The organism is Terribium retamae (assembly GCF_022347545.1).
In the GTDB taxonomy this organism is placed as follows: domain Bacteria; phylum Pseudomonadota; class Alphaproteobacteria; order Rhizobiales; family Rhizobiaceae; genus Mesorhizobium; species Mesorhizobium retamae.
The window spans coordinates 26073-49735 of sequence record NZ_JAKREW010000017.1; the positions used below are offsets into that span (position 1 = coordinate 26073).

Annotated in this window: 22 protein-coding genes; 11 read left to right on the top strand and 11 right to left on the bottom strand. The window is 62.1% G+C overall.

Annotation, left to right across the window (positions count from 1 at the left end; all coding sequences use genetic code 11):
* Positions 1-105: 105 nt before the first annotated feature.
* Positions 106-1758: a vWA domain-containing protein gene (locus L4923_RS17065; protein ID WP_239367200.1), complete on the top strand. Its 1653-nt coding sequence runs from the start codon at positions 106-108 to the stop codon at positions 1756-1758.
* Positions 1759-1812: 54 nt separating this feature from the next.
* Here L4923_RS17065 and edd read toward each other — a convergent pair whose 3' ends face one another.
* The 3 genes from edd to zwf all read right to left on the bottom strand — a co-directional run bounded on the left by edd (position 1813) and on the right by zwf (position 5861).
* On the bottom strand, positions 1813-3630 hold the full coding sequence (gene edd / locus L4923_RS17070) for a phosphogluconate dehydratase (protein ID WP_239367203.1): 1818 nt from the start codon (positions 3628-3630) through the stop codon (positions 1813-1815).
* A gap of 61 nt (positions 3631-3691) precedes the next feature.
* Positions 3692-4387 carry a 6-phosphogluconolactonase gene (pgl, locus tag L4923_RS17075; RefSeq protein WP_239367205.1) on the bottom strand — a complete coding sequence of 232 codons (696 nt, stop codon included), beginning with the start codon at positions 4385-4387 and terminating at the stop codon, positions 3692-3694.
* 1 nt (position 4388) lies between these two features.
* Positions 4389-5861 (bottom strand): glucose-6-phosphate dehydrogenase, encoded by a 1473-nt coding sequence (zwf, locus tag L4923_RS17080; RefSeq protein WP_239367207.1) that lies wholly within the window; start codon positions 5859-5861, stop codon positions 4389-4391.
* A gap of 244 nt (positions 5862-6105) precedes the next feature.
* On the opposite strand from zwf, the gene L4923_RS17085 reads away from it, so the two are divergent.
* Together L4923_RS17085 and L4923_RS17090 are read left to right on the top strand one after the other, a co-directional pair.
* Positions 6106-7581: an aldehyde dehydrogenase family protein gene (locus L4923_RS17085; RefSeq protein ID WP_239367209.1), complete on the top strand. Its 1476-nt coding sequence runs from the start codon at positions 6106-6108 to the stop codon at positions 7579-7581.
* 164 nt (positions 7582-7745) lie between these two features.
* Entirely contained in the window at positions 7746-8492 is a 747-nt protein-coding gene (locus L4923_RS17090; RefSeq protein WP_239367211.1) for an SDR family oxidoreductase, read from the top strand.
* 34 nt (positions 8493-8526) lie between these two features.
* On the opposite strand, the gene L4923_RS17095 is transcribed toward L4923_RS17090, so the two are convergent.
* Positions 8527-9372, bottom strand: coding sequence for an SH3 domain-containing protein (locus L4923_RS17095; RefSeq protein ID WP_239367212.1), 846 nt, complete (start codon positions 9370-9372; stop codon positions 8527-8529).
* A 480-nt stretch (positions 9373-9852) separates the two neighbouring features.
* Here L4923_RS17095 and L4923_RS17100 point away from each other — a divergent pair, with 480 nt between their 5' ends.
* Genes L4923_RS17100 through L4923_RS17110 form a run of 3 tightly spaced genes read left to right on the top strand, consistent with a single transcriptional unit; the run spans position 9853 to position 12386 of the window.
* A complete protein-coding gene (locus tag L4923_RS17100; RefSeq protein WP_239367213.1) occupies positions 9853-10236 on the top strand; it encodes a hypothetical protein in 384 nt (127 codons plus the stop codon).
* 42 nt (positions 10237-10278) lie between these two features.
* Positions 10279-10953 carry a response regulator gene (locus L4923_RS17105; RefSeq protein ID WP_239367214.1) on the top strand — a complete coding sequence of 225 codons (675 nt, stop codon included), beginning with the start codon at positions 10279-10281 and terminating at the stop codon, positions 10951-10953.
* Complete coding sequence (locus L4923_RS17110) at positions 10950-12386, top strand: sensor histidine kinase (RefSeq protein ID WP_239367215.1); 1437 nt, start codon at positions 10950-10952, stop codon at positions 12384-12386. The genes L4923_RS17105 and L4923_RS17110 overlap by 4 nt, the downstream gene beginning before the upstream one ends.
* Before the next feature lie 68 nt (positions 12387-12454).
* Here the strand turns inward: L4923_RS17110 and L4923_RS17115 are convergent, their stop codons facing one another.
* From L4923_RS17115 to L4923_RS17125, 3 genes are read right to left on the bottom strand one after another with little or no spacing between them, the layout of a single operon-like run.
* On the bottom strand, positions 12455-13741 hold the full coding sequence (locus L4923_RS17115) for an NAD(P)/FAD-dependent oxidoreductase (RefSeq protein WP_239367216.1): 1287 nt from the start codon (positions 13739-13741) through the stop codon (positions 12455-12457).
* Between the two features lie 54 nt (positions 13742-13795).
* Positions 13796-14164, bottom strand: a complete 369-nt coding sequence (locus tag L4923_RS17120; protein WP_343303492.1) for a four helix bundle protein — start codon at positions 14162-14164, stop codon at positions 13796-13798.
* A 51-nt stretch (positions 14165-14215) separates the two neighbouring features.
* Entirely contained in the window at positions 14216-15649 is a 1434-nt protein-coding gene (locus tag L4923_RS17125) for a glutamine synthetase family protein (protein WP_239367218.1), read from the bottom strand.
* Between the two features lie 139 nt (positions 15650-15788).
* On the opposite strand from L4923_RS17125, the gene L4923_RS17130 reads away from it, so the two are divergent.
* Complete coding sequence (locus L4923_RS17130) at positions 15789-16511, top strand: HAD family hydrolase (RefSeq protein WP_239367219.1); 723 nt, start codon at positions 15789-15791, stop codon at positions 16509-16511.
* Positions 16512-16601: 90 nt separating this feature from the next.
* On the opposite strand, the gene L4923_RS17135 is transcribed toward L4923_RS17130, so the two are convergent.
* The 3 genes from L4923_RS17135 to aceA form a co-directional block, all read right to left on the bottom strand.
* Positions 16602-17057, bottom strand: a complete 456-nt coding sequence (locus L4923_RS17135) for an ANTAR domain-containing protein (RefSeq protein WP_239367221.1) — start codon at positions 17055-17057, stop codon at positions 16602-16604.
* A 257-nt stretch (positions 17058-17314) separates the two neighbouring features.
* A complete protein-coding gene (locus tag L4923_RS17140; protein WP_024926069.1) occupies positions 17315-17557 on the bottom strand; it encodes an SMc00767 family acetate metabolism repressor in 243 nt (80 codons plus the stop codon).
* A gap of 92 nt (positions 17558-17649) precedes the next feature.
* Positions 17650-18939: an isocitrate lyase gene (gene aceA / locus L4923_RS17145; RefSeq protein WP_239367223.1), complete on the bottom strand. Its 1290-nt coding sequence runs from the start codon at positions 18937-18939 to the stop codon at positions 17650-17652.
* A gap of 252 nt (positions 18940-19191) precedes the next feature.
* On the opposite strand from aceA, the gene L4923_RS17150 reads away from it, so the two are divergent.
* Both L4923_RS17150 and L4923_RS17155 read left to right on the top strand, forming a co-directional pair.
* The gene (locus tag L4923_RS17150; RefSeq protein WP_239367225.1) at positions 19192-20634 is read left to right on the top strand and encodes a helix-turn-helix domain-containing protein; all 1443 of its coding nucleotides are present in this window, start codon (positions 19192-19194) and stop codon (positions 20632-20634) included.
* A gap of 33 nt (positions 20635-20667) precedes the next feature.
* On the top strand, positions 20668-21135 hold the full coding sequence (locus L4923_RS17155) for a DUF2167 domain-containing protein (protein ID WP_239367326.1): 468 nt from the start codon (positions 20668-20670) through the stop codon (positions 21133-21135).
* A gap of 102 nt (positions 21136-21237) precedes the next feature.
* Here the strand turns inward: L4923_RS17155 and L4923_RS17160 are convergent, their stop codons facing one another.
* Positions 21238-21807 carry a TetR/AcrR family transcriptional regulator gene (locus tag L4923_RS17160; protein ID WP_239367227.1) on the bottom strand — a complete coding sequence of 190 codons (570 nt, stop codon included), beginning with the start codon at positions 21805-21807 and terminating at the stop codon, positions 21238-21240.
* A gap of 81 nt (positions 21808-21888) precedes the next feature.
* Between L4923_RS17160 and L4923_RS17165 the strand changes: the two genes are divergently transcribed.
* A complete protein-coding gene (locus L4923_RS17165; protein ID WP_239367229.1) occupies positions 21889-22266 on the top strand; it encodes a nuclear transport factor 2 family protein in 378 nt (125 codons plus the stop codon).
* 365 nt (positions 22267-22631) lie between these two features.
* Positions 22632-23570 (top strand): DMT family transporter, encoded by a 939-nt coding sequence (locus L4923_RS17170; RefSeq protein ID WP_239367231.1) that lies wholly within the window; start codon positions 22632-22634, stop codon positions 23568-23570.
* Positions 23571-23663: the final 93 nt, after the last annotated feature.

Sequence of the window (23663 nt, forward strand, 5' to 3'; positions counted from 1 at the left end):
GGTCTCCAGGCTCCGATTTCACGGGTTATGCGGATTCCCTTCCGCTCGCCGAACCGCTATCTTCGCCGCTTCGTCGGATCGGGCCAGGCTCGCGAGGGAGATATCATGCCGATTTTTGCCAGATGGATGGCGGCTGTCGTGACGGCATTGCTGTTCAGCGCGCCCGCGCTGGCGGCCGACCGCACCATCGTCGTCCTCGATGCTTCCGGCTCGATGTGGGGGCAGATCGACGGCAAGCCGAAGCTGGAGATCGCACGTCAGTCACTGCGCACGGTCTTGCAGTCTCTGCCTGCCGACAGGGAACTCGGCCTGATGGCCTACGGTCATCGTCAGAAGGGCAGTTGCGAGGACATCGAATTGGTCGTCCCGCCGGCCGCCGGCACGGCCGATGCCATCACCGCTGCCGCGGACTCCTTGAAATTCCTCGGCAAGACACCCCTGACAGCTGCCGTTCGCCAGGCGGCCGAGGCACTGAAATACACTGAGGAAAAGGCGACCGTCATCCTGATTACCGACGGGCTGGAGACCTGCAATGCAGACCCCTGCGCGCTGGGCAAAGAACTGAAGGCGGCGGGTGTCGACTTCACCGCTCATGTCGTCGGTTTCGGTCTGACGGCAGACGAGGGCAGGCAGGTTGCGTGCCTGGCCGAGAACACCGGAGGCAAATACATCCAGGCGACCGACGCGGCAGGTCTCGAAGAAGCGCTCAAGCAGACCGTCGTGGAGAAGCCCGCAGCCGAGCCCAAGCCTGCCCCGGCGCCGGAACCGGCAAAGGTGGAATTCAACCTGATGCCCACACTGACACTGGCGGAAGGCAGCCCGGACATCACCACCGATATCGGCCAGTCCTGGGTGCTCTATAAGGCGAATGCCGACGGCAGCCGCGGCGACTATGTTTCGACCGAATATGGCGCGTGGAAAGGCAATGCCGAGCCGGGCAAATACATCCTCGTTGCCAAAGTCGGGCATGTCGAGCGCGATCAGGTGGTCTCGACCGAGGCCGACAAGGTTGCGGCGCCGCATTATGTGCTGGATGCAGGAACGCTGATCGTGCGTGCCCATGCCAGCGAAGGCTCGGAGATCGCCGACGGCGCCGCTATCCAGGTCAAATATCCGGGCGAGGGCACGGCCACCTATTACGGCCAGATGCAGGCTGTGTTCCCGGCCGGCGAACAGGAAATCACCGTCGAAGTCGGCGAAGGCACCGCGACCGAGAAAGTCACGCTGAAAGCCGGCGAGACGATCGAGAAGGACATCGCCGTCGGCGTCGGCAAAGTGGTGACCAACGCCTTCTATGTGGAAGGCAAGAAGGTGGATTCCGGTGGCCTCGTGGTGCGTGTCTTCAAGGCCGAGAAGAACCTGGACGGCCAGCGCGAGGACGTATCCACTTCCTATGGACCGGATCAGAAGTTCGACCTGCCGCCCGGCAACTATGTCGTCATGACCAAGATGGACGAGGCATCCGCCGAAAGCCCCTTCACCGTGAAGGTCGGCGAAAAGACCGACGTCAATGTTGTGCTCAATGCGGGCGTACTGTCTGTCGATGCGAAGGGCGCCAAGGAGATCGAAATCTACGGCGCCAAGAAGGACATCGAAGGCAAGCGACAGGCGTTCGGCAACTCCTATGGCGAGACTCACCAGTCGACCTTGCCGGCCGGCGACTATGTCGTGGTGGCGATCCGCGGCGACGACAACGTCAAGACCGAAATCCCGGTGACGGTTAAAGCCGGCGAGCGGGCCGAGGTGTCGGTGCCGTAGAGCGCCAGCGCCCTTATCTCTCTCACAAGGGATCAGGCGCTTCGCATGCTTAGTTCACCCGAACGCGCTGGCGCCATGGTCGGCGCGGCCAGCCATCTGACGGAAGCCGGCGAAGAGCTCGCGGCCGAGCCCGAATTCGTGTTCCGACAAATCGGCCGAAGCCGATGGCCGCACCGCGAATTCGTTGGCCGGAACCAACACTTCCAGCGTGCCTGCCTCGCCGTCGAGCCTGACGATGTCGCCGTCATGCACGCGGGCGATCGGGCCGTCCTCCAGTGCTTCGGGGGTGACATGGATCGCCGCCGGCACTTTACCCGAAGCGCCGGACATGCGCCCGTCGGTGACCAGCGCCACGCGCTGGCCGCGATCCTGCAGGATGCCGAGCACCGTGGTCAGCTTGTGCAGTTCCGGCATGCCATTGGCCTTCGGGCCCTGGAAACGGATGACGGCGACGAAGTCGCCGGTGAGCTCGCCGGCCTTGAAGGCGTCGTTTAGCCCCTGCTGGCTGTGGAACACTTTTGCGGGCGCCTCGATGACGCGACGCTCCGGCTTCACGGCGGAGGTCTTGATGATGGCGTGGCCGAGATTGCCCGCAAGCACCTTGAGGCCGCCGGTGGCCTGGAAGGCTTGTTTCACCGGCACCAGAACCTTTTCGTCACCGCTGGTAGCGGGCGCGGCCTCGCGCACGACCGAGCCGTCGCTGCCGAGCTTCGCTTCGACTGTGTAGGGGCGCAGGCCTTCGCCCCAAACCGTCTGCACGTCCTCATGCAGCAGGCCGGCATCGAGCAGTTCGCGGATCATGAAACCGAGGCCGCCGGCAGCGTGGAAATGGTTCACATCGGAAAGCCCGTTCGGATAGACGCGGGCAAGCAGCGGCACGGCTTCGGAAAGATCCGAAATATCCTGCCAGGTCAGCTTGATGCCGGCAGCCGCCGCCATCGCGATCAGGTGGATGGTGTGGTTGGTGGAGCCGCCGGTGGCATGCAGGCCGACGATACCGTTGACGAAGGAGCGCTCGTCGATCATGCGGCCGACAGGGGTGTAGGCATTGCCCATGGCCGTCAGGCTCAGCGCCCGCTTGGTGGCTTCGCGGGTCAGCGCGTCGCGCAGTGGCGTGCCGGGATTGACGAAGGAAGCGCCCGGCGTGTGCAGCCCCATGATCTCCATCAGCATCTGGTTGGAATTGGCTGTGCCGTAGAAGGTGCAGGTGCCGGGACCGTGATAGGATTTGGACTCGGCCTCCAGCAATTCGGCGCGGCCGCATTTGCCTTCGGCATAGAGCTGGCGCACGCGTGCCTTCTCGTCATTCGGAATGCCGGAAGTCATTGGGCCTGCTGGAATGAACACGGCCGGCAGATGGCCGAAGGTGAGCGCCGCAATGACCAGGCCTGGCACGATCTTGTCGCAGACGCCGAGATAGACGGCCGCGTCGAACATGTTGTGCGAAAGCCCGATGGCGGCCGCCATGGCGATCACGTCACGTGAGAACAGCGACAGTTCCATGCCGGGCTGGCCCTGGGTCACGCCGTCGCACATGGCCGGCACGCCGCCTGCGACCTGGGCGATACCGCCGGCTTCCGTCGCCGCCTGCTTGATGAGTTGCGGATAGGTCTCGAACGGCTGATGCGCCGACAGCATGTCGTTGTAGGAGGTGATGATGCCGAGGTTCGGCACGCGATCGCCCCCCAGCGCGACCTTCTCCGACGGGCTGCAGACGGCAAAGCCATGGGCGAGGTTGCCGCAGGACAGCACGCCGCGATTGGCGACGCGGCTCGATGCCGCCTCGATGCGGCCGAGATAGGTTTCGCGGCTGGCGCGGGAGCGCTCGCGGATGCGGCTGGTGATGGCTTCGATATCGGATCTGGCTGTCATGGCTATCGTCCTTTCGCGAAGGCGACGGCACGCCAGGCCGTCCGGCCTTCGCCATTCACAATCAGGGGGCCCAGAAGATCTCGACCGGGCTTGTTGCTGCGTCGATGACGCGGCGGATCGGCCACGTCGATCCCGGCGCCAGCGCCTTTTCGAGCGTCGCCAGCTTCTCCGCGCCTTCGATATGCAGGGCGATGAAATGCGCCCGGCGGATCAGCGAAAGCGTCAGCGTCAGCCGCAGCTCACCGGCGCTATCGGCATGGACAGCGGCGATCTCGTCGCGCGATGCCGGGTCGAGCAGGTGCTCCAGTTCCTTCGCATCCGGGAAGAAGGAGGCGGTGTGGCCGTCATTGCCCATGCCAAGGATCGCGACGTCCGGCGGGTTGAAGAAGGACGTCAGGAAATGCTCAGCGTCCTTCAGGTCCGCATCGAGTTCGCCGCTATGGTAGAGCGGCAGGAAGCGGGCGTTGGCTGCCTTGTTCCGGGTGAGTTTGGCTTTCACCAGCCCGGCATTGGAACGCGGCGAGGTGTCGGGCACATAGCGCTCGTCGATCAGCGTCAGGTTGACGCTGTCCCAGGCGATGTCGGTGTTCGACAGAACCTCGAAGAAACGGGCCGGCGTCGAGCCGCCGGATACCGCAAGGCTTGCCGCCTGCGTGGCCTGGATCTCGGCCGACAGCCTGCTGGCAACCGTCTCGGCGAGCGCCGCGGCCAGGCTTTCCCGGTCTGCGAAGTCGTTGCGGCGATAATTACCAGCCATCTTAGTTGCTTTCGTGCCAGGTGCGGCCATCCCGCTCGATCAGCGCGATCGAGGCGGATGGACCCCAGGTGCCGGCTGTATAGCCCTGCGCGTCCTGGCGGGCATTTTCCCAGGCGTTCTGGATCGGGTCGATCCACTTCCATGCCGCCTCGACCTCGTCGCGGCGCATGAACAACGTCTGGTTGCCGCGGATCACATCCATGATCAGCCGTTCATAGGCATCCGGGGCGCGGCCCCTGAACTGCTGCGCGAAGCTCATGTCGAGCGAGATCTGGCGCAGGCGCATGCCGCCCGGGCCAGGATCCTTGATCATGATATATTGCTTGACGCCTTCGTTCGGCTGCAGGCGGATGACCAACTGGTTGGCGAATATCGGCCCGGCATTGTCGCCGTTGAAGATCGAATGCGGGATCGGCTTGAATTCGATGACGATCTCGGAAACGCGTGACGCCAGCCGCTTGCCGGTGCGCAGGTAGAACGGCACGCCGGCCCAGCGCCAGTTGGCGATCTCGGCCTTGATGGCGACGAAGGTCTCGGTGTTGCTCTCGGCGCCGAGTTCCTCGACATAACCCTTGACGGGGCCGCCCGCGGAAGCGCCGGCGCGATACTGTCCGCGAACGGTCTGCTTCGGCGCCTCGGTGCCGTTGATGCGCTTCAATGCGCGCAGCACTTTCAGCTTCTCGTCGCGTACGGCGTCCGCATCCATCGAGGAGGGTACTTCCATGGCGACGAGACAGAGCAGCTGCAGCATATGGTTCTGCACCATATCGCGCAGCGCGCCGGCTTTGTCGTAATAGGTGACGCGGTCTTCCAGGCCGACGGTCTCGGCCACGGTGATTTGCACGTGGTCGATATGGGCCGAGTTCCACAACGGCTCGTAGAGCGCATTGGCGAAGCGCAGCGCCATCAGGTTCTGCACCGTCTCCTTGCCGAGATAGTGGTCGATGCGGAAGATCTGGCTTTCGTCGAAATCGTCGCCGACAAGGTCGTTCAGCGCCTTGGCCGAAGCAAGGTCGCGTCCGATCGGCTTTTCCACGACAATGCGCGAGGTTGGCGTGATCAGCTTGTGCTGCTTGAGCTGATCCGAGATAGAGCCGAACAGCGACGGCGAAACCGCCATGTAGAAGGCGCGGATTGCCTTCGAATCGCCGATCGCCTTCTTCAGCGCGTCGAAACCGGTGCCGTTGGTGGCGTCGGCCGGCACATAGGAGAGACGGGCGAGAAAGATCTCGAGCTCCTTGGCGTCGATATCGGCCGCCGCGACATGGCTCTCGATCGCCTTCTTGGCGAAGGCCCGGAAGTCGTCGTCGGTCATCTTGGTGCGCGATGTTCCGATGATCCGGGTCGGCTCGGAAAACTGATGATCGCGCTGGCGATAATAGAGTGCCGGCAATAGCTTGCGTTCCGACAAATCGCCGGTGCCGCCGAAAATGATGAAGTCGAACGGGTCGACGGGAATGATCTGGCTGGTCATGCTTCGTCCGATCTCGCGCAACCTTCGCCGGTCGTGGGCGTTGGTCGTGATGCGCTAACAACACTGCCGCAATGCGACGGATGCCGATATAATCTAATCGATTTAATTTTACCAGTGCTATGGTGTCACAGCATCGTGTTTGACACTGGTCCAGCACGGGCGCTGTTCGTTACGCGATAGTGCCGCCACTATCACGCCCTGCCGAGATAGGGCGCATTCGCCGGAAGGCCACAGGAGATTCAGCATGGACCGACATCTTTCGAGCACGGTTGCGGAAGGCCGCAGCTTTCGCCAGATCATCGGCGGCAAGGCGCTTGATGCCGTTTCCGGCCTCCGCATCGATGTCGCCTCTCCCTCGGATGGGCAGGTCTTCGCCTCCATCCCTGCTTCCGGTCAAGCTGATGTCGACCTGGCGGTGGCCAGTGCTCGCAGCGCTTTCGAGGATGGCCCGTGGGCCAGGATGTCCGCGGTGGATCGCGGCCGCTGCCTGACTCGGCTCTTCCAACTGGTGGAAAAGCACAGTGCCGAATTGGCGGCATTGGAATCGCGTGACACAGGCAAGCCTGCACGCCAGGGCAAGGCCGATGTCACCGCCACCATGCGTTATTACGAATTCTATGGCGGCGCTGCCGACAAGATCCATGGCGCCACCATTCCTTTCCTGGATGGTTACACCGCGCTGACCCTGCGCGAGCCGCATGGCGTGGTCGCTGGCATCATTCCGTGGAATTATCCGCTTCAGATCCTTGCGCGTGTGGCCGGTGCGGCGCTTGCCATGGGCAACACGCTGGTGGTGAAGCCGGCCGAGGACGCCTCGCTGACCGCCATCCGCATGGCGGAACTGGCACTGGAGGCAGGAATCCCAGAGGGTGTCTTCAACGTCATCACAGGCTATGGCCGCGAGGCGGGTGCACTTCTGTCCGGTCATCCGGATGTCGACTATGTCACCTTCACCGGCTCGCCTGCCACCGGCACCGCCATCCAGCAGGCGGCGGCAATGCACAACCGCGGTGTCACCATGGAGCTCGGCGGCAAGTCGCCGCAACTGGTCTTCGCCGATGCCGACTTGGAAAAGGCAGTGCCGGTTCTGGTCAACGCCATCATCCAAAACGGTGGCCAAACCTGCTCTGCGGGCAGCCGCGTGCTGGTCGAGCGACCGGTCTATGAAGAGGTCGCCAAGGCATTGGCCGAGCGGTTCTCGGAGCTGATCGCCGGTCCGCACGATGCCGATCGCGATCTTGGCGCGCTGATCAATCCGCGCCAGCAGGCGCGTGTCGCGGGCATGGTGGCGGATGCCGAGAAGGCCGGAATTCCGCTGCTGGCACGCGGTTCGATCGACAAGGATGCACCGGCGAGCGGCTATTATTTCGCGCCGGCGCTGTTCGGCTCGGTCGACCCTGCCTCCACCATTGCACAGGAGGAGGTGTTCGGCCCGGTGCTAACCCTCTTTGCTTTCGACAGCGAGGAGGAAGCGGTCAAGCTCGCCAACGGCACCGAATTCGGCCTTGTCGCCGGCATCTGGACCAAGGACGGCGCGCGCCAGCATCGTCTGGCCAAGCGTGTTCGTTCAGGTCAGGTGTTCGTCAACGGTTACGGGGCCGGTGGCGGCATCGAGCTGCCTTTCGGCGGTTTCAAGCGCTCCGGCCATGGCCGTGAAAAGGGCTTCGAGGCGCTGTACGACATGTCGGCGACAAAGACGGTCGTGTTCAACCACGGGTGAAGCGCTTTCTGCGCTTAGAGCAATTTCAGCAAAAGTGTATAGCGGTTTTGCGTCAGGAATTGCGAAAGCAAGGACTTAGAGCGTTTCCGGCAAAAGCCGGAAACGCTCGGTGTTGCGGGGGCAGCCATCTCCCGCTGACGGGAATTTCTGCATAAGGACAAAAGATGCGTTTGAAGGACAAGGTTGCCATCATCACCGGCGCTGCTTCCGGATTTGGCGAAGGCATGGCCAGGCGCTTTGCCGAGGAAGGGGCCAAGGTTGTGGTGGCCGATTTGAACGGCAAGGGCGCCGAGCGTGTCGCTGCCGAGATCGGTGCCGAGGCGATCGCCGTCGCCAGCGATGTCTCCAGCCGCTCGGAAGTCGACGAGATGGTCTATGCCGCCAAGAACACCTTCGGCCGCATCGATATCATGGTCAACAATGCCGGCTACACGCATCGCAATGGCGACATGCTTGCGGTGGACGAAGCCACTTTCGACCTGATCACTGCCGTCAACATGAAGGCGATCTATCACGCCACGGTTGCGGTGGTGCCGATCATGGAGCGGCAGGGTGGCGGTGTCATCCTGACCACGGCCTCGACTGCCGGCTTGCGGCCGCGTCCGGGGCTGACCTGGTACAACGCCTCCAAGGGGTGGGCGATCACCGCCACCAAGTCGATGGCGGTGGAACTGGCGCCGAAGAACATCCGCGTCAACTGTCTCTGCCCGGTTGCCGGGGAAACCGGAATGCTGGCCCAGTTCATGGGCGAGGACACGCCTGAACTTCGCGCGAAGTTCCGCGCTTCCATCCCGCTCGGGCGCCTCTCGACACCGCTCGATATCGCCAATGCAGCGCTGTGGCTTGCCTCCGACGAAGCCGAGTTCATCACCGGCGTTGCGCTGGAGGTTGACGGGGGAAGATGCATTTGAAGATGCCCTTCTCCCTCGGAGAGAAGGCAGGCGCTTATCCGCGGTTCAGGAAACCCTGATAGATCCAGCCGCGCTTGTTCTGGTAGACGATCTCGCACCATCTGTGCTTGCCGCAAGAGAGGACGTCGACGCTCGCCTTGGCTGGCACGGTGGTGATGACGCCGGCGCCCTTCTTCGGGCCTGAGCGCATCGTCACCGAGCGCAGGATCGTTCCATTGCCGTTTGCCTTTGCGGGTGCTGCATCCTGTTCGGGTTCTTCCGCGGCCGGGATGCCGGCAGTCGCCTCAGGCTTCGCCTGTGCTGGCTTTGCTTGCGGTACCGGCGGATCGACGATTGCGGCGTCCGCCGGCGAGCTTCCGTTTTCTGGTTCCGCATAGGCTTGTTCGGTCGTCTGGTCGTCTTCGGTGCCGCCGGGCCTGGCGACCACAACGGCCTTGGCCGCTTCCTGGATTGCGGCAGCCGTCTGCGGCTTTGGCGTGCCGTCCGGGTTGGTCCAGCGCGGATCGGTCTTGGAAAGCTCGTCGCTGGCCGCCGTTTGCGTGGCGGCCGGCTTGACTTGCGGGCCCTTCGCCGCGACGACCGTTGCTGCGGCATCGGGTGCCGGCTTTTTCTCGGTGACCTGCGCAGGTTCAGCGCTCTGCTCGGAAGCGGCGGCCTCCGAGGCGACGGGATGTTTGGCGAAGGCTTGTCGTTCGCCCGAAGGCAGCGCCAGCCAAAGCGCCGTTCCGGCCACGCTGAGCAGTGCGATGGTGCCGACAGCCGCGATCACCAGATGAGAATGGGCTCCGACTTTCTGCCAGAAGGACGGCTTTGTGTTGTAGCCGAACTGCATCGAAATGCGGTGCGGCTTGGAAGCTCCGAAACCGAGCGGCCGTTTCAAGACGGCCTCCGTTGGGCGCTTTGGGCTGCGTAGCCTGCGGTGTCGACAGTCCCGCGGTCAGCGAAACAGAACTGAACCAACTTGAGCATCTGAGGTTCTGGTTACCCCTGAACACGGCCGACGTTCTTCGATCAAGGGCAGCGCCGTGATCAGCGTCGGTCCCGAAATCCCTCCAGGCGATGCGAAGCTCCAATTCGCAATGCCCAGCCTGGATCATCTGGCAGACGATTGTGGCATCTATGCGCCTTTCAAGCTTAAACGACAACCGTTCCGCTCAAACTTATATGCATTTTTCGTGATGAGAGCCCGTTTGGAGGCTCTTTTGCACGATGTTCGTAAGTTAGATCTTACCTTTGGGTGGTGTCTGGCCGAATCAGTGGCAGGGTCTCGCGCCCGGTCGCAGCGGGCCCTTCGGCGCAATGTCCATGTAATGTAACAAGGCTAGCAGCAGCCGGGCCGGGATACCAAACAGGACTCATCATGCCCACGAACCCCGTTCAAGTTGCATGCATCGCTGCGGTTCTTGCCGTTGCGAGCTTTCTCGCCGGCTGCGCTTCCGACATCATGAAGAACTATGTCGGGCGATCGGTCGAAGAAGTCATCATCGATTACGGTCCGCCCTCGACCGTGCTTGAACTCGGCCGCGACGAGCGCGCCTATCAGTGGCGCAAGGTTTCGACCAATGTCGTAGCGGGTTCGACCAGCGGCGAGATCAAGGACACCAGGCGCGGCACGCGCTACGAAGAAACGGTGACGCCGGGTTATGTCGAGGAGCAGGAATGCTTCTACACATTTTACGCGCGCCGCTGGGGCAAGGGCTGGTATGTGACCAGCTTCCGCAAGCCGAAGCTCGAGTGCGAGTAGAGTTTGTACCTGTCGGGCCGGCAGGACGGGTGAGAGGGATAAATGCGCATTCTGCTGCTCGAAGACGAGCCGGAAATGGCTTCCGTGCTGAAAACGGCGCTGGAGCGCCGGCATGTCATCGTCGATCATGTCTCGACCATCGCCGATGCGGAAGCAGCGGCAGCTTTTGGCCCGTACGACGCGCTTGTTCTCGATCGCCGTTTACCGGACGGCGAAGGTCTCGACCTGATCCCGAAGCTGAGGGCCAGCCGCGTCGACGCGCCTATCCTCATGCTGACGGCGCTTGGCGGGCTAGGCGATCGTGTCGCCGGCCTCGATGGCGGCGCGGACGACTACCTGGCCAAACCCTTCGCGGTCGAGGAGCTGATGGCACGGCTGCGCGCCTTGCAGCGCCGGCCGGCGACGTTGCGTTCAGAACGCATTGTTGTCGGCCGCCTTACCTACGATTTTCATCATCGCGAGGCGATGGTGGACGAACGGCCGCTGGAATTGCTGCGCCGCGAGCAATTGGCGCTGGAGGCCCTGATCCGTCGTCCCGGTCGTGCGGTGCTGCGCTCGACGCTGGAGGAATCGGTCTACGCCATGGATGACGAGATCGGTTCCAATGCCTTGGATTCTCACCTCTCACGCTTGCGGCGCAAGCTCGATGAGGTCGATGCCGGTGTCGAGATCCGGGCGATCCGCAATCTCGGCTACCTGCTGCGCGCCGTGACATGAAGGAACCGCGTCCGCGTTCGCTGCAATGGGTGCTGGTGCGCAGGCTGATCCTGCTGCAGGCAGCGATGCTGCTCGTTTTCCTCGGTCTGCTCACTTTGGTGCTTTTCATCGCCCAGCCTCGCCTCCTGGTCGACAATGAAGAGGCTGCTGTCATCGTCGGCGAGGCGTTGAGCCGCGACGGAAACGGACAACTCGTGCTGAGGGAAACCGAAGATCTCAAGGAGTTCCGCGAGAGCTTTCCGTATCTCTGGTTCGTGGTGCGTGACCAGAACGGCCAGGAATTGCGGCAGGGCAACGTGCCTGAGGTTTATGCCGGCGGTAGCGGCGACGGCTTGCTCAACAGCGTCGATCGCGCCGCCTTGACGTTTGCGCAGAACGACCTGCGGCCGGCGGCTTCCTTTGCCAATCTGGATACCCCGGCCGGCCGCGTCGGCGTGCTGGCCTCCACCCTGTCTTCGCGCGCCGAGAACGATGGCGTCGAAGTCAACATTGACCTTCAGATCGAACTCGCCCGCAACCCCGATGGCACCATCAACTGGCTGCGCATCGGGCCGATCCTGGTTATCCTCACCGTCGTGATGCTGTTGCCGATCGTCATCGTCATGGGTTTCACCACGCTGGTAACGACGCCGGCGGTCGTGCGCCGTTCACTCGCGGGCCTCGTTGCCACCGCTGAGGAAGCCGGTGCCATCGACATCGACAACCGCGCCGTGCAACTGCCGACCGAACGCGTGCCGCAGGAGGTTGCTCCTTTGGTTCATGCGTTCAACCGTGCGCTTGCCCGGCTTGGCGAAGGGTATGAAAAGCGTAACCGCTTTCTTACGGATGCGGCGCATGAACTGCGCACGCCTATTGCCATATTGCGCACCCGCGCCGAATTGCTTCGGGAGGATCCGGAAAGCCAGCGGTTGCTGAAGGATATCGAGCGCCTGTCGCATCTGGCGCAGCAATTGCTGGACCGTCAGGTGCTCGACCATTCAGCCGGCTCGCGCGAGGTGGTCGACCTAGTTGATCTGGCCCGCACGCTCGCCGCCGATTTCGCGCCGCTGGCGCTGGAGGCCGGCTACGAATTGTCGTTCGAACCGGCCGAAGGCAAGGTGCCCGTCAGCATCCGGCCACAGCAGATCGAGCGCGCGGTGGCCAATCTTTTGCGCAATGCCATCGAACATGGCGGCGGCGCAGGCACCATCACCGTTCTGGTCGATGGCAAGGGCGGGCTGGAGATCCATGACGAAGGACCGGGCATTCCATCGGGCGAGCGCGAACGCGTGTTCGACCCGTTCTACCGACTGCGCCCGCGCCCGACCGGAGCGGGATTGGGCCTGAATATCGCCCGCGAGATCGCGCGCCTGCATGGCGGTACCATCGAGATCCTCGATGGCGACTGGAGGGGCACGCATATCCGGCTGCAGCTGCCTCTGGCGCAACCGTGAACCCTGCCGCCAGAGCGTTTCCGTTTTGAGCGGAAACGCCTAGCTTCTTACGCTTTTCCAGGATTGCTCTAGATCCGGTCGCGCAGCGCGAACCAGTTGAGCGCCAGAAACAGCAGCGGCGCACGGAAGCGACGTCCGCCGGGGAAGGGTGGAATCTTCAAGTCCTCGATCAGTCTGAGCCGATCGCGATTGCCGGATACGGTTTCGGCATAAAGCTTGCCGAAGAAGTTCGACAGCATGACGCCGTGTCCGGAATAGCCGCCGACGGAGATGACGTTCGGCATGACCTCGCGCACGAATGGCTTGCGCGGCACGGTGATGCCGACATAGCCGCCCCAGCCATGGGTGATCTCGACATCCTTCAGCGCCGGGTAGATCTCGGTGATCTGCTTGCGGATGTGGATATGGATGTCCTTGGGATCGTTGACCGCATAGACCTCGCGCCCGCCAAACAACAGCCGGTTGTCCTTGGACTTGCGGAAATAGCGCACCACGAAACGGGAATCGTCGACGGACTCGCCGCCCGGCAATACTTTCAGTTCGTCACCCAGCGGCACGGTCGCGCCGATGAAGGAGCCGATTGGCATGATGTGTGCCGCGCTAACAGGCTCGAGATTGCCGCCATAGGCGTTGGCGGCGAGCAGGCATTTGTCGGCAGTGATCGCGCCGCGTGCCGTCGTCACCTTCACCTTGCCGCCCTGCGCCGAGATGCCGGTGGCAGGGCTCTTTTCGAAGATATGCGCACCGGCAGCCGCGGCCACGCGCGCGGTGCCGATCACCAGCTTCAACGGATGGATATGGCCGGTGCCGCTGTCGCGGCTGCCGCCATGATAAAGCGTCGAGCCCAGCCGTTCTGCTGTCTCCCTGGCGTCCATGAATTGGATGTGCGGATAGTCGAAGCGCGTCGCCATGATTTCGGCATGCGCCTTGTAGTCGTCGACGTAGCGCGGCTTATGTGCCACCGATAGCTGCCCGGGCATGTAGTCGATCTCGATGCCGTTGGCGGCGGAGAAGTCGATCAGATGCGCCTTGGCCTCTTCGGCCAGGTCGAACAGCGCCTTGGCGCGCGTGAAGCCGTACTCGCTTTCCAATTCTTCCGCCCAGGCGCGCTGGCCCGTGCCCAATTGCCCGCCATTGCGGCCGGAGGCGCCATCGCCAAAGCGATGGCTTTCCAGCAGCACGACGTTGGTGCCGGCCTTGGCCAGGTGCGCGGCCGCCGAAAGACCGGTGAAGCCGCCGCCGATGATGACGACGTCGGCCTGCCGATCGCCGTCGAGTGCCGGATATTCAGGCCGCGGCCCGGCGCTGTCTTCGTACCAGGAGCGACCGGGAGAGATGGGGGATTGGTAGGGCATGAGGGCTTTCGGGAATAGGGCAATAAGGGATTAGGGCAGTAAGGCAAATGCCAGCTAATCCTCGGATAGTTTCCGCATCAGCAACCGCAAAAGCTTTCCGATGCTTTCACTTCCTTCAAGCAACGGGTCGATCGAAGATTGTGTTGCGAGCCCAACGCGTTGCGAGATTAAAAGATGCGTTTCCAATTCCTTCAGCGAGCCTTGTGCAATACGCAGAAATTGCAGGTACGAGCCCCGGTTCTCGCGCCCGTAACCTTCTGCGATGTTGGCGGCGACGGACACTGCAGCCCGCCGCACCTGGCTGGTCAAACCGTAGAGTTCTTCTTTCGGCCAATCCCTCGTCGTCTCATACGACGAGACGGCCAGGTCCATCGCTTGCTGCCAGATCAAGAGATCCCGGTATGACCGAATTTCGTTTGGCACGTTCGTTCCCCCACTCGCGCCATTGCCCTATTCCCCTACTGCCTTACTCCCCTAGACATTTAGCAACAGATATTCCCTCTCCCACGGGCTGATCACTTCCATGAAGGTCTCGAATTCCGCGCGTTTGATCGCCGCATAGGTGGCGGCGAAGGTGCGGCCGAGCATGGCGGCCAGTTCCTCGTCGCCTTCGAACAGATCGACGGCTTCGAGCAGGCCGCGCGGCAGGTCGATCTCGTCCTCATTGGCCGTGGTCAGCACCGGCGGTTCGGCCGGCACCTTGTTGTTGATGCCGATCAGGCCGCAGGCCAGCGAGGCCGCGAGCGCCAGATAGGGGTTGGCGTCCGACGACGGAATGCGGTTTTCCACGCGGCGCGCATTGGGGTCGGAACGCGGCACGCGGAAGGCGGTGGTGCGGTTGTCGTAGCCCCATTTGTTGTTGACTGGGGCGGACGCTGCCTGCGTGAGGCGGCGGTAGGAGTTCACATAAGGCGCGAACATCACCAGCGCATTCGGCACATGCTTCTGCATGCCGCCGATAAAATGGAAAAAGGCTTCCGTCTCGGTGCCGTCTTCCGCCGAGAAGATGTTCCTGCCGGTCTTCTTGTCGACGATCGACTGGTGGATGTGCATGGCCGAGCCCGGCTGGCCCTGGATAGGCTTGGCCATGAAGGTGGCATAGACGTCGTGCTTCAGCGCTGCTTCGCGCAAGGTACGCTTGAACAGGAACACCTGGTCGGCCAGTTCGATCGGGTCGCCATGGCGCAGATTGATCTCGAGCTGGCCCGCGCCTTCTTCGTGGATCAGCGTATCGATCTCGAGGCCCTGCGCCTCGGAGAAGTGATAGATGTCGTCGATCAGTTCGTCATATTCGTTGACGCCGGCGATTGAATAACCTGAGCCGCCGGCGATCGGCCGGCCCGAGCGGCCGACCGGCGGGGTCAGCGGATAGTCGGGGTCCGGGTTCTTGCGTACCAGATAGAATTCGATTTCGGGAGCGACGACGGGTCTCAGCCCATGCCGGTCGTAGGCGGCCACCACGCGCTTCAGCACGTTGCGCGGCGTGAACTCGACAGCGCGGCCATCCTGGTGGACAAGATCGCAGATGACGGAGGCGGTCGGGTCTTCTTCCCATGGCACGGCGGTCAGCGTCGAAAGATCGGGCACGAGCTTCAGGTCGCCGTCGTCTTCCGGATATTCGAAACCATTGCCGTCTTCCGGATACTGGCCGGAAATCGTCATCATGAAGGGTGCCGAAGGCAGCGCCAGCGAGGTGTTGGAGGTGAATTTGGACGACGGCATCATCTTGCCGCGAGCGACTCCGGCCTGATCCGGCGTGATGCACTCGATGTCTTCGATGCCGCGCCATTCCAGCCAGGCGCTCGCCTCCTTGAAGCTCTTCACTCCCCTGAGATTTTTCAGAAAGGCAGGCGCGCGGGTTCGTGTCCCCCGGCTCGACGGACGGACTTCCTTCTTGGCAGGCGGCATCAATCACCAGATTGTGGTTGCAGATTACCGAGTATAGCCGTGGCCCCAGACGGAAGAAAAGGGGGGATCATGCCGGTTCTGCTGGCACACGCGTTCTAAATGGCTGGTTTTGGGCTGTTTTTCGACTTAGATGCTGGTCATGACCACGCAGCCCGACACCCTTACCACCATTGGTTTCGATGCCGACGATACACTCTGGCAGAACGAGCAGTTCTTCCGGCTGACGGAACGCCATTTCGCCGAGTTGCTTGCCGAGCATGCCGAAAGGGAGCATCTGCTGGAGCGGCTGCTGGAAGCCGAGAGACGCAATCTCGGCGCCTATGGTTTCGGCATCAAGGGTTTTACTTTGTCGATGATCGAGACCGCCATCGACGTCACCGGCGGCAAGGTGCCGAGCGAAGTCATCGGCAAGATCCTGGTGGCCGGGCGCGAGATGCTGAGCCATCCGATCGAGACGCTGCCGCATGTGCATGACACGCTGGAAGCGCTGGCCGGGCGCTACCGTCTTGTGCTGATCACCAAGGGCGACCTGTTCGACCAGGAGCGCAAGCTTGCTCAATCCGGCCTCGGCGATTTCTTCCAGGCTGTCGAGATCGTGTCCGACAAGTCGCGCCCGACCTATGAGCGTATCTTTGCGCGTCATGGCGATGGCGCCGCGCAAGCGATGATGGTCGGCAATTCGCTGAAGTCGGATGTCGTCCCCGCAATCGAGGCAGGCAGTTGGGGTGTTTTCGTGCCGCACGAACTGACCTGGGTGATCGAACATGTGGAAGCGCCGAAAGCTGCGCCGCGGTTCCGCGAAATAAGCCATCTTGGCGAATTGCCCGGACTGCTTTCCGACATCGGCGACAGAAGGTCCTAGCGCCGTTCTAGCAAGACCGCGGTTTGGAGTCGGAATTGCGTGACAAACCGACGGAGTATTGGGGTCGGTTCCGTTTTCGCCGGAGATGCTCTATCGCAGGGGCGGGCGCTTCGCACTGCTCTTCAGCTTTTCGATGATCTGCTGCAGCCGGTCCGGTGTGATTGGCTTGGCCACGACGAAGTCCACACCGCCCGGCAGCGCAAGGCTCTCGGGCGTGCCCGTGCGGTTGGAAAGAAAGACGACACAGGGTGCCAATCGTCCGACTCTCCCTCGGAGCGCGGCAACGCCTGAAAGCACAGCGTCGCAATCACTGTTTTCAGGTCCGCCATCCAGGATGACCGCGCCCGGAATGACGTCTGTCAGGGCGGAGGGAGCATTCTCCGGCGATTCCGCTATGGCTTTAAGTCCGCTTTGCTCGATGATTCTGCAAACGACGATGCGGTTGATCGGAGATCGGCTGACCACCAGCACCTTGCTGAAGTCCAGCTTTGGTCCATCGCGCGCCACAGCGGAGTCGTCAGCAATCGTCATGTCGTTCCCAGCCATGCTCAAAAATCCGATCGCGCCATCTATTGCCGCGCAATGCTAGGTTGTACCCAGTGCGACAATGGGTTGAGGGCGTCGCCAGTGTCAAGAGTTGGGGTTACTAGCCGGGCTCGTTCTGGATCACAATAATATTAGTGGTATCTGTTCAACTAAAGTTGTACCTCATTGTCAAATAAAAGCATGCACAAACAAAAACCCGCCCCGTGCGGATCCACGGGGCGGGTTTTTGTTTCAGAATTGGTAAGTCTCGACTTTCCTCAGCCGTGGCTTTGCTGGGTGACGATCACCGGGATCAGAAGATCACCCCAGTTGCCGTCTCCGCCGTGGTGACGGGCGGAGCGGACCAGCTCGACCGAGACGCCGGCCTCGACCGCTTTCATAACCGACTGGTTGAGGCGATGCAGGTCGTTTGCGACGATACGGATCACTGCCTGCTGGTCGGCGCTCATGGTGGTGGCCTGTTCCTCGGCTCTTTCCTTGACACGGGTACGCGGTGCCATCGTTCTTCTCCTCGAATGTTCCTTCGCCTTCTGGGGCGGTTCCTCTGTTGCCACCCCGGCGCCTGAGCGCCGGGGATAATATGCAGGCCGGCTTACTCTGCGGCCGGGCGGAACTGCTCGTGCTCGGTCGAGTCGTGCATGGCGGTGGTCGACGACTTGCCGCCGGTGATCGCCATCGAGACGGCATCAAAGTAGCCGGTGCCGACTTCGCGCTGATGCTTGGTTGCGGTGTAGCCGTTGGCCTCGGCTGCGAATTCCGCCTCCTGTAGCTCCGAATAGGCTGCCATCTGGCGGTCCTTGTAGCCGCGGGCCAGTTCGAACATGCCGTAGTTGAGCTGGTGGAAGCCAGCCAGCGTGATGAACTGGAACTTGTAGCCCATCGCGCCCAGCTCACGCTGGAACTTGGCGATCGTCGCGTCGTCAAGGTTCTTCTTCCAGTTGAACGATGGCGAGCAGTTATAGGCCAGCATCTTGCCTGGATGCGCCTTCTGCACGGCCTCTGCGAACTTCCTGGCCTGGTCGAGGTCTGGCTTGCCGGTCTCCATCCAGATCAGGTCGCAATGCGGTGCATAGGCGATGGCACGGGCGATGCAGGGCTCGATGCCGTTCTTCACCTGGTAGAAGCCTTCCACCGTGCGTCCAGCATCCTTGTCGACGAAGGGCTGGTCGCGCTCGTCGATGTCGGACGTCAAAAGCTTGGCAGCCTCGGCGTCGGTGCGGGCGACGATCAATGTCGGCACACCCATGACGTCGGCGGCAAGCCGCGCGGCGTTCAGATTGCGGATATGCGCCGCAGTCGGGATCAAGACCTTGCCGCCGAGATGGCCGCACTTCTTTTCCGATGCCAACTGGTCCTCGAAGTGAACGCCCGCGACGCCGGCTTCGATGAAGGCTTTCATGATCTCGAAGGCATTCAACGGTCCGCCGAAGCCCGCTTCCGCGTCGGCGACGATTGGTGCGAACCAGGTGTCGACCGAAAGACCTTTGCCTTCGGAGGTCTCGATCTGGTCGGCGCGCTGCAGCGTGCGATTGATGCGCTTGGCGAGTTCCGGTGCGGCGTTTGCGGGATAGAGCGACTGGTCGGGATACATGGCGGAAGCTGTGTTGGCGTCGGCCGCGACCTGCCAGCCGGACAGATAGATCGCCTTCAGTCCGGCGCGGACCATCTGCATGGCTTGATTGCCGGACAATGCGCCGAGCGCGTTGACGAAGTCTTCTTCATGGATGAGCTTCCATAGGCGGTTCGCGCCCATTTCGGCCAAGCTGTATTTGATCTGCACGGAGCCGCGCAGCCGCTTCACATCCTCCGGCGAATAGGGCCGCTCGATACCGTCGAACCGGCCTTCGGCGGCCGAAGGGACGAGGTTGTAAAAATCGGTCATTGTCTGCTCCGCTTCACAAATTACGTTTCGCGAAACCGCCGCGCTTTCGTCACTCGATGGCGATCTCTCTGTGACTTGATTTACATTGCGGTGCGAAAACGGCCAGAGAATTCAGGATTATGACTGGAAAATAAGGGAAAATCTGTGTTGTGTTTGACAATAGCGCGATGTAAATTTGTAAAGTGTGTAAAAGGCGGGGAGGCTTACATCGCGTGTCTTTTGTGTCAATTTTTGTAAAACGGTTGCTCCTACATGGCTGAGCAGAAGATCTTCGCCGGGCCGCGCATCCGCCGCATCCGCAACCAGAAGGGGCTGACCCAGACGGCGATGGCCGAAGGACTGGGCATCTCGCCGTCCTATCTCAACCTGATCGAACGCAACCAGCGCCCGCTGACGGTCCAACTCATCCTCAAGCTGGCTTCCGTCTACAAGGTCGAGCCGGACGAATTGCAGGGCGAAGCGCGGGGTTCGATCTCGGCACTGCGCGAGGTCTTCACCGATCCGCTCCTGGCCGGCGAATTGCCGGGCGACCAGGAACTGGTCGAGATCGCCGAGGCCGCTCCCAATGCGGCAGCGGCCGTCATAAAGCTGTTCCGCGCCTATCGGGAGCAGGCAGAACGGCTGTCGGACTTGACCGAATTGCTTGCCCGCGAGGGCCATACCACAGCACTCTCCGGTGCGCGCCTGCCCATAGACGAGGTGCACGAGATCTTCGAGCGTCGGCAAAACCATTTCCCGTCGCTCGAGGAGGAGGCGGAAGCCTTCACCACATTGCTCGGTCCGGGCGATGATCTGTTCGGTGCACTGAAGGAATGGCTGCGGCGCGAGCATGGCATCGTCGTCAAGGTGCTTCCGGTCGCCACCATGCCCAACTGGCGTCGTCGTTATGATCGCCATTCGCAACGCCTGTTCCTCTCCGAGCGCCTGTCGCCTTTCGACCAACTGCGCGAGGTGGCGATGGAGGCGAGCCTCATCCGCATGCAGGTGGCGGTGGCGGCCGAGATCGGGGCGCTCAGACTGTCGTCCGACGAGGCGAGGCGGCTCGCCCGCTTCGAGCTAGGCCGCTATGCCGCGCACGCGCTGATGATGCCATACCAGGCCTTTCTCTCCGCCGCCCAGCGCGCTCGCTACGATGTCGACGTCCTGCGTTCGCGCTTCAGCGTCTCTTTCGAGCAAGCCGCCAATCGGCTGACGATGCTGCAGCGTCAGGGTGCGTCCGGCGTGCCGTTCTTCATGCTGGAGGTGGACAATGCCGGCAACCGCTTCCGCCGCGCCGGCGCGCAGGGCTTTCCGCACAGCCGTTTCGGCGGCGGCTGCCCCAAACTGCCGGTGCATGCCGCTTTTACCCAGCCTGGCCAGATCTTCGTCGAGGCGGTCGAAATGCCGGATGGCGCCGAGTTCCTCACCGTCGCGCGCACGCTGGAGGGGCCGCAAGGCGCCTTTTCGGAGCGGCCGCGCCGCACCGCCATCCTGCTCGGCTGTGATATCGCCTTCCGCGACGAGATCGTCTACGGCGCTGCACTTCCTGCGCTGGCGCTGGGCGGCAAGAGCGGCGCGGTGAAAGCAACGCCGGTCGGTCCTGCCTGCCGGCTTTGCGAACGCTCCGGCTGCCTGTCGCGCGCCGAGCCGCCGGTGACACGCCCGCTGGGGCTTGACGAGATGGTCACTGGCCTAAGCGCTTTCGATTTTCAGTAGCTAGCGTTGCGGATCTTCATCCATAGATTGCAGATGCTGGTCCCGGTTGTGCCGCATAAAAAAGCTGGTTACCAGCCTGTCACCCTCATCGGCTGGGCCCAGCCGCCGAAATATGATGCTGAAAACAAGCGGCTTTACTGGGCCAAGGAGCTGAAATTCGGCAGCGATGCAAAGAACACATTGAATTATGATGTCCGCTTCCTGAATCGCGACGGTGTGCTGGTGATGAGCTATATCGCCTCGATGGATCAACTGCCGGCGGTCAACAGCAGCCTGCCGGACGTGTTGAGCAGCGTGAGCTTCGAACCAGGCAAACGGTATTCGGATTTTGTTCCTGGTGCCGACAAGGTGGCGGCGGTCGGCATCGGCGGACTGATCGCCGGCAAGGTCGCGGCAAAGACAGGCCTGTTCTTAGTCGCGCTGGCGTTCCTGAAGAAGTTCGGCATTGTTTTACTGCTGCCGCTTGCCTGGGTGTGGGGCAAGATCCGCGGTACGGCTTGAGCACCCGCCGCCGGCGAGGATGCGGTGTTGGCACAGGCGCTGAAACTCGCGCAGTAGAGCCGTTCCGTCTGGCTCGGTAACCGCAAGACTGGCCTCACCCGGTCAGGTGTTAGGCAGGAGTTTGGCGAGGGCTGCCTCGATGAGTGAAGGGATCTTGGCCGGGTCATCCAGATAGCCACCCTCCAGCAAACCGTCCGACAGCGCGACGAGCAATCCGGCCGTCATCTCGGGAGACGGGTCGCCGCTGGCTGCACAGAGTTTCTGCAGGGTGTCGCGATACCACGCGCGGCGTGCATCGATGGCTTGCCGTACCGGACTGGCGCGCTCGGGATATTCTGCTGCCGCGTTGAGAAAGACGCAGCCCCGGTAGTCGGCATCGCTCGCGGCGTTGCCGATGCGTCCCAGGATCGCAGCGATCATCTCGCGCGGTGGCTGTGCCGGTAGCGCAGCGACATACGCACGTCCTGCACGATCCTGTTCTTCGATATGGGCGACAACGAGATCATCCTTCGACGGGAAGTGCTTGTAGAACGTCGCCTTGGCCACGCCAGCCTCGGCGATGATGCGATCTATACCCACGGCATGGATGCCCTCGGCGTAGAAGAGCCGGCTTGCCGTATTCAGCAGGCGGCGGGCTGGTGGGATGTCGTTGATGTCAGCAGTCTTTTTCATGGGATTGACGCTAACAGACAGGTCTGTATATTTCAATTGGCAGACAGACCTGTCTGTTCATGAGGTGCTTAGGAGGAAGACATGCAGTCGAACAACACACTTGAAATCATGCAGCGGTTCAACCGGGCGTTCCAAGACCATGATCCAACGCTGCTGGACGAGCTGATCGCCGAGGACTGCGTGATGGAATCGATCCAGCCGGCGCCGAACGGTACTCGTTACGAAGGTCGCGAAGCCTGTCTTGCCTTCTGGCAAGCCCTAGCCGCCGAGCGCGTTTCCCATTTCGATCTCGAAGATATTACGGCGATGGGTGACAGCGCAGTGATCCGTTGGCGCTTCAATTTCGGTGACGGCGGCTCGGTACGCGGCGTCAACCTGATGCGCGTGAGGGATGGCCTGATCGTGGAAGCGCTCGGCTATGCAAAATCCCCGGGACAAACGGCGCCCCTGCCGGAGTGATCTCTCCCGGCTAGGCCGTCGCGGTCAGGCATTCATGCAGCAGCCTCATGAGTAGCCGCGCGTGAGATGCGCCTGTGACCGATAAGTCTCGTCGCGCATCAGTGCCGCATGCATTCTGGGCAGATTATAGGTCGGCAGCCGTTCCAACCAGTCGGCGAGCAGGTCGAAAGGCGTACGGAAGTTCTTTTATCGCAAGCGCCACCGTGTAGCTGGCAAGTGTTGCTTCAGGCTGGCTTAAGCAATCTGCCCGCCCCGGTTCTTGCGGCAAACGACGATCTTCTCCACGCTTTCGGACAATACCGAAAATCGGCAAATTCTGTCGCCTCCTACACAATGCGACAGCATCCGAAAAGCAATAGTGATTCATGAACGCCACAGTGTCCGCTCAACCATCGGCAACGCGCGAGGAACGCATCGGCTATCTGCTGGTGTTCCTGTCAGCGCTGATGTGGAGCCTCGGCGGCACCATTGCGCGCTTCATCGCGGTCGAAGACAGCTGGGCCGTGGTGTTCTGGCGCTCGATCTGGGCGGCTGCTTTCCTCATTGCCTTCATGGCATGGCGCGACGGACCACGTGGAACTCTGAAACTGTTCCGCGACATGGGATTGCCGGGTTTTGCGGTGGCTGTTTGTTTTGCCACCGCTTCGACCTGTTTCGTCGTCGCACTCGCCTACACCAAGGTCGCCAACATCCTGCTCATGCAGGCCGGTGTGCCGCTGTTGGCGGCCCTGCTGAGCTGGCTGCTGTTTCGCGAGAAAGTCTCGGTCGCGACCTGGGCGGCGATTGCGGGGGTGATTGTGGGCGTCGCCATCATGGTGTCGGAATCGCTCGGCGGTACGGTATCACCCATCGGCGATGGGTTGGCGCTGCTCATTGCCTTCATGTTCTCGGTCGCCACCGTGATCACCCGCCGCTTCGCCCAGGTGCGCATGACTCCGGCCACATGCCTCGGCACGATCTTCGCGGCTATTTTTGCGGCCTCGCAAGCCACGCAATTTGCGGTTTCGCCGCGCGACATGGGTTTCCTCTTTGCGTTCGGCGTCATCAATCTGGGTGTGGGCCTTGCCTTTTTCGCCACCGGCGCCCGGCTGATTCCGGCGGCGATCGCGGCTTTGCTCGGCACTTTCGAGCCGATACTCGGGCCGATCTGGGTCTGGCTCGTGCATGGCGAGGTGCCATCCACCCGCACTTTGGTCGGCGGCATCGTCGTCGTCGTTGCGCTGTTTGTCCATATCGGACTGGAGCTCAGGCGGCAGTCGCGTCCCGGGCGGCCCGGCACAACGGGAATCCCGTCACCCACCTGACACGTTGCAAACTTATGGATTCGCCTGTCTCCGCGATCGACGTCGGTTCGACTTTTCGTGCCGAGGATCGCGGCATGGCGAGATTTGATTGTC

Bases quoted from the DNA above. Each gene is read 5' to 3' on its own strand.
- L4923_RS17065 (WP_239367200.1), top strand. From the start codon at position 106: ATGCCGATTTTTGCCAGATGGATGGCGGCTGTCGTGACGGCATTGCTG.
- edd (WP_239367203.1), bottom strand. From the start codon at position 3,630: ATGACAGCCAGATCCGATATCGAAGCCATCACCAGCCGCATCCGCGAG.
- pgl (WP_239367205.1), bottom strand. From the start codon at position 4,387: ATGGCTGGTAATTATCGCCGCAACGACTTCGCAGACCGGGAAAGCCTG.
- zwf (WP_239367207.1), bottom strand. From the start codon at position 5,861: ATGACCAGCCAGATCATTCCCGTCGACCCGTTCGACTTCATCATTTTC.
- L4923_RS17085 (WP_239367209.1), top strand. From the start codon at position 6,106: ATGGACCGACATCTTTCGAGCACGGTTGCGGAAGGCCGCAGCTTTCGC.
- L4923_RS17090 (WP_239367211.1), top strand. From the start codon at position 7,746: ATGCGTTTGAAGGACAAGGTTGCCATCATCACCGGCGCTGCTTCCGGA.
- L4923_RS17100 (WP_239367213.1), top strand. From the start codon at position 9,853: ATGCCCACGAACCCCGTTCAAGTTGCATGCATCGCTGCGGTTCTTGCC.
- L4923_RS17105 (WP_239367214.1), top strand. From the start codon at position 10,279: ATGCGCATTCTGCTGCTCGAAGACGAGCCGGAAATGGCTTCCGTGCTG.
- L4923_RS17110 (WP_239367215.1), top strand. From the start codon at position 10,950: ATGAAGGAACCGCGTCCGCGTTCGCTGCAATGGGTGCTGGTGCGCAGG.
- L4923_RS17115 (WP_239367216.1), bottom strand. From the start codon at position 13,741: ATGCCCTACCAATCCCCCATCTCTCCCGGTCGCTCCTGGTACGAAGAC.
- L4923_RS17125 (WP_239367218.1), bottom strand. From the start codon at position 15,649: ATGCCGCCTGCCAAGAAGGAAGTCCGTCCGTCGAGCCGGGGGACACGA.
- L4923_RS17130 (WP_239367219.1), top strand. From the start codon at position 15,789: ATGACCACGCAGCCCGACACCCTTACCACCATTGGTTTCGATGCCGAC.
- L4923_RS17135 (WP_239367221.1), bottom strand. From the start codon at position 17,057: ATGGCTGGGAACGACATGACGATTGCTGACGACTCCGCTGTGGCGCGC.
- L4923_RS17140 (WP_024926069.1), bottom strand. From the start codon at position 17,557: ATGGCACCGCGTACCCGTGTCAAGGAAAGAGCCGAGGAACAGGCCACC.
- aceA (WP_239367223.1), bottom strand. From the start codon at position 18,939: ATGACCGATTTTTACAACCTCGTCCCTTCGGCCGCCGAAGGCCGGTTC.
- L4923_RS17150 (WP_239367225.1), top strand. From the start codon at position 19,192: ATGGCTGAGCAGAAGATCTTCGCCGGGCCGCGCATCCGCCGCATCCGC.
- L4923_RS17155 (WP_239367326.1), top strand. From the start codon at position 20,668: ATGCTGGTCCCGGTTGTGCCGCATAAAAAAGCTGGTTACCAGCCTGTC.
- L4923_RS17160 (WP_239367227.1), bottom strand. From the start codon at position 21,807: ATGAAAAAGACTGCTGACATCAACGACATCCCACCAGCCCGCCGCCTG.
- L4923_RS17165 (WP_239367229.1), top strand. From the start codon at position 21,889: ATGCAGTCGAACAACACACTTGAAATCATGCAGCGGTTCAACCGGGCG.
- L4923_RS17170 (WP_239367231.1), top strand. From the start codon at position 22,632: ATGAACGCCACAGTGTCCGCTCAACCATCGGCAACGCGCGAGGAACGC.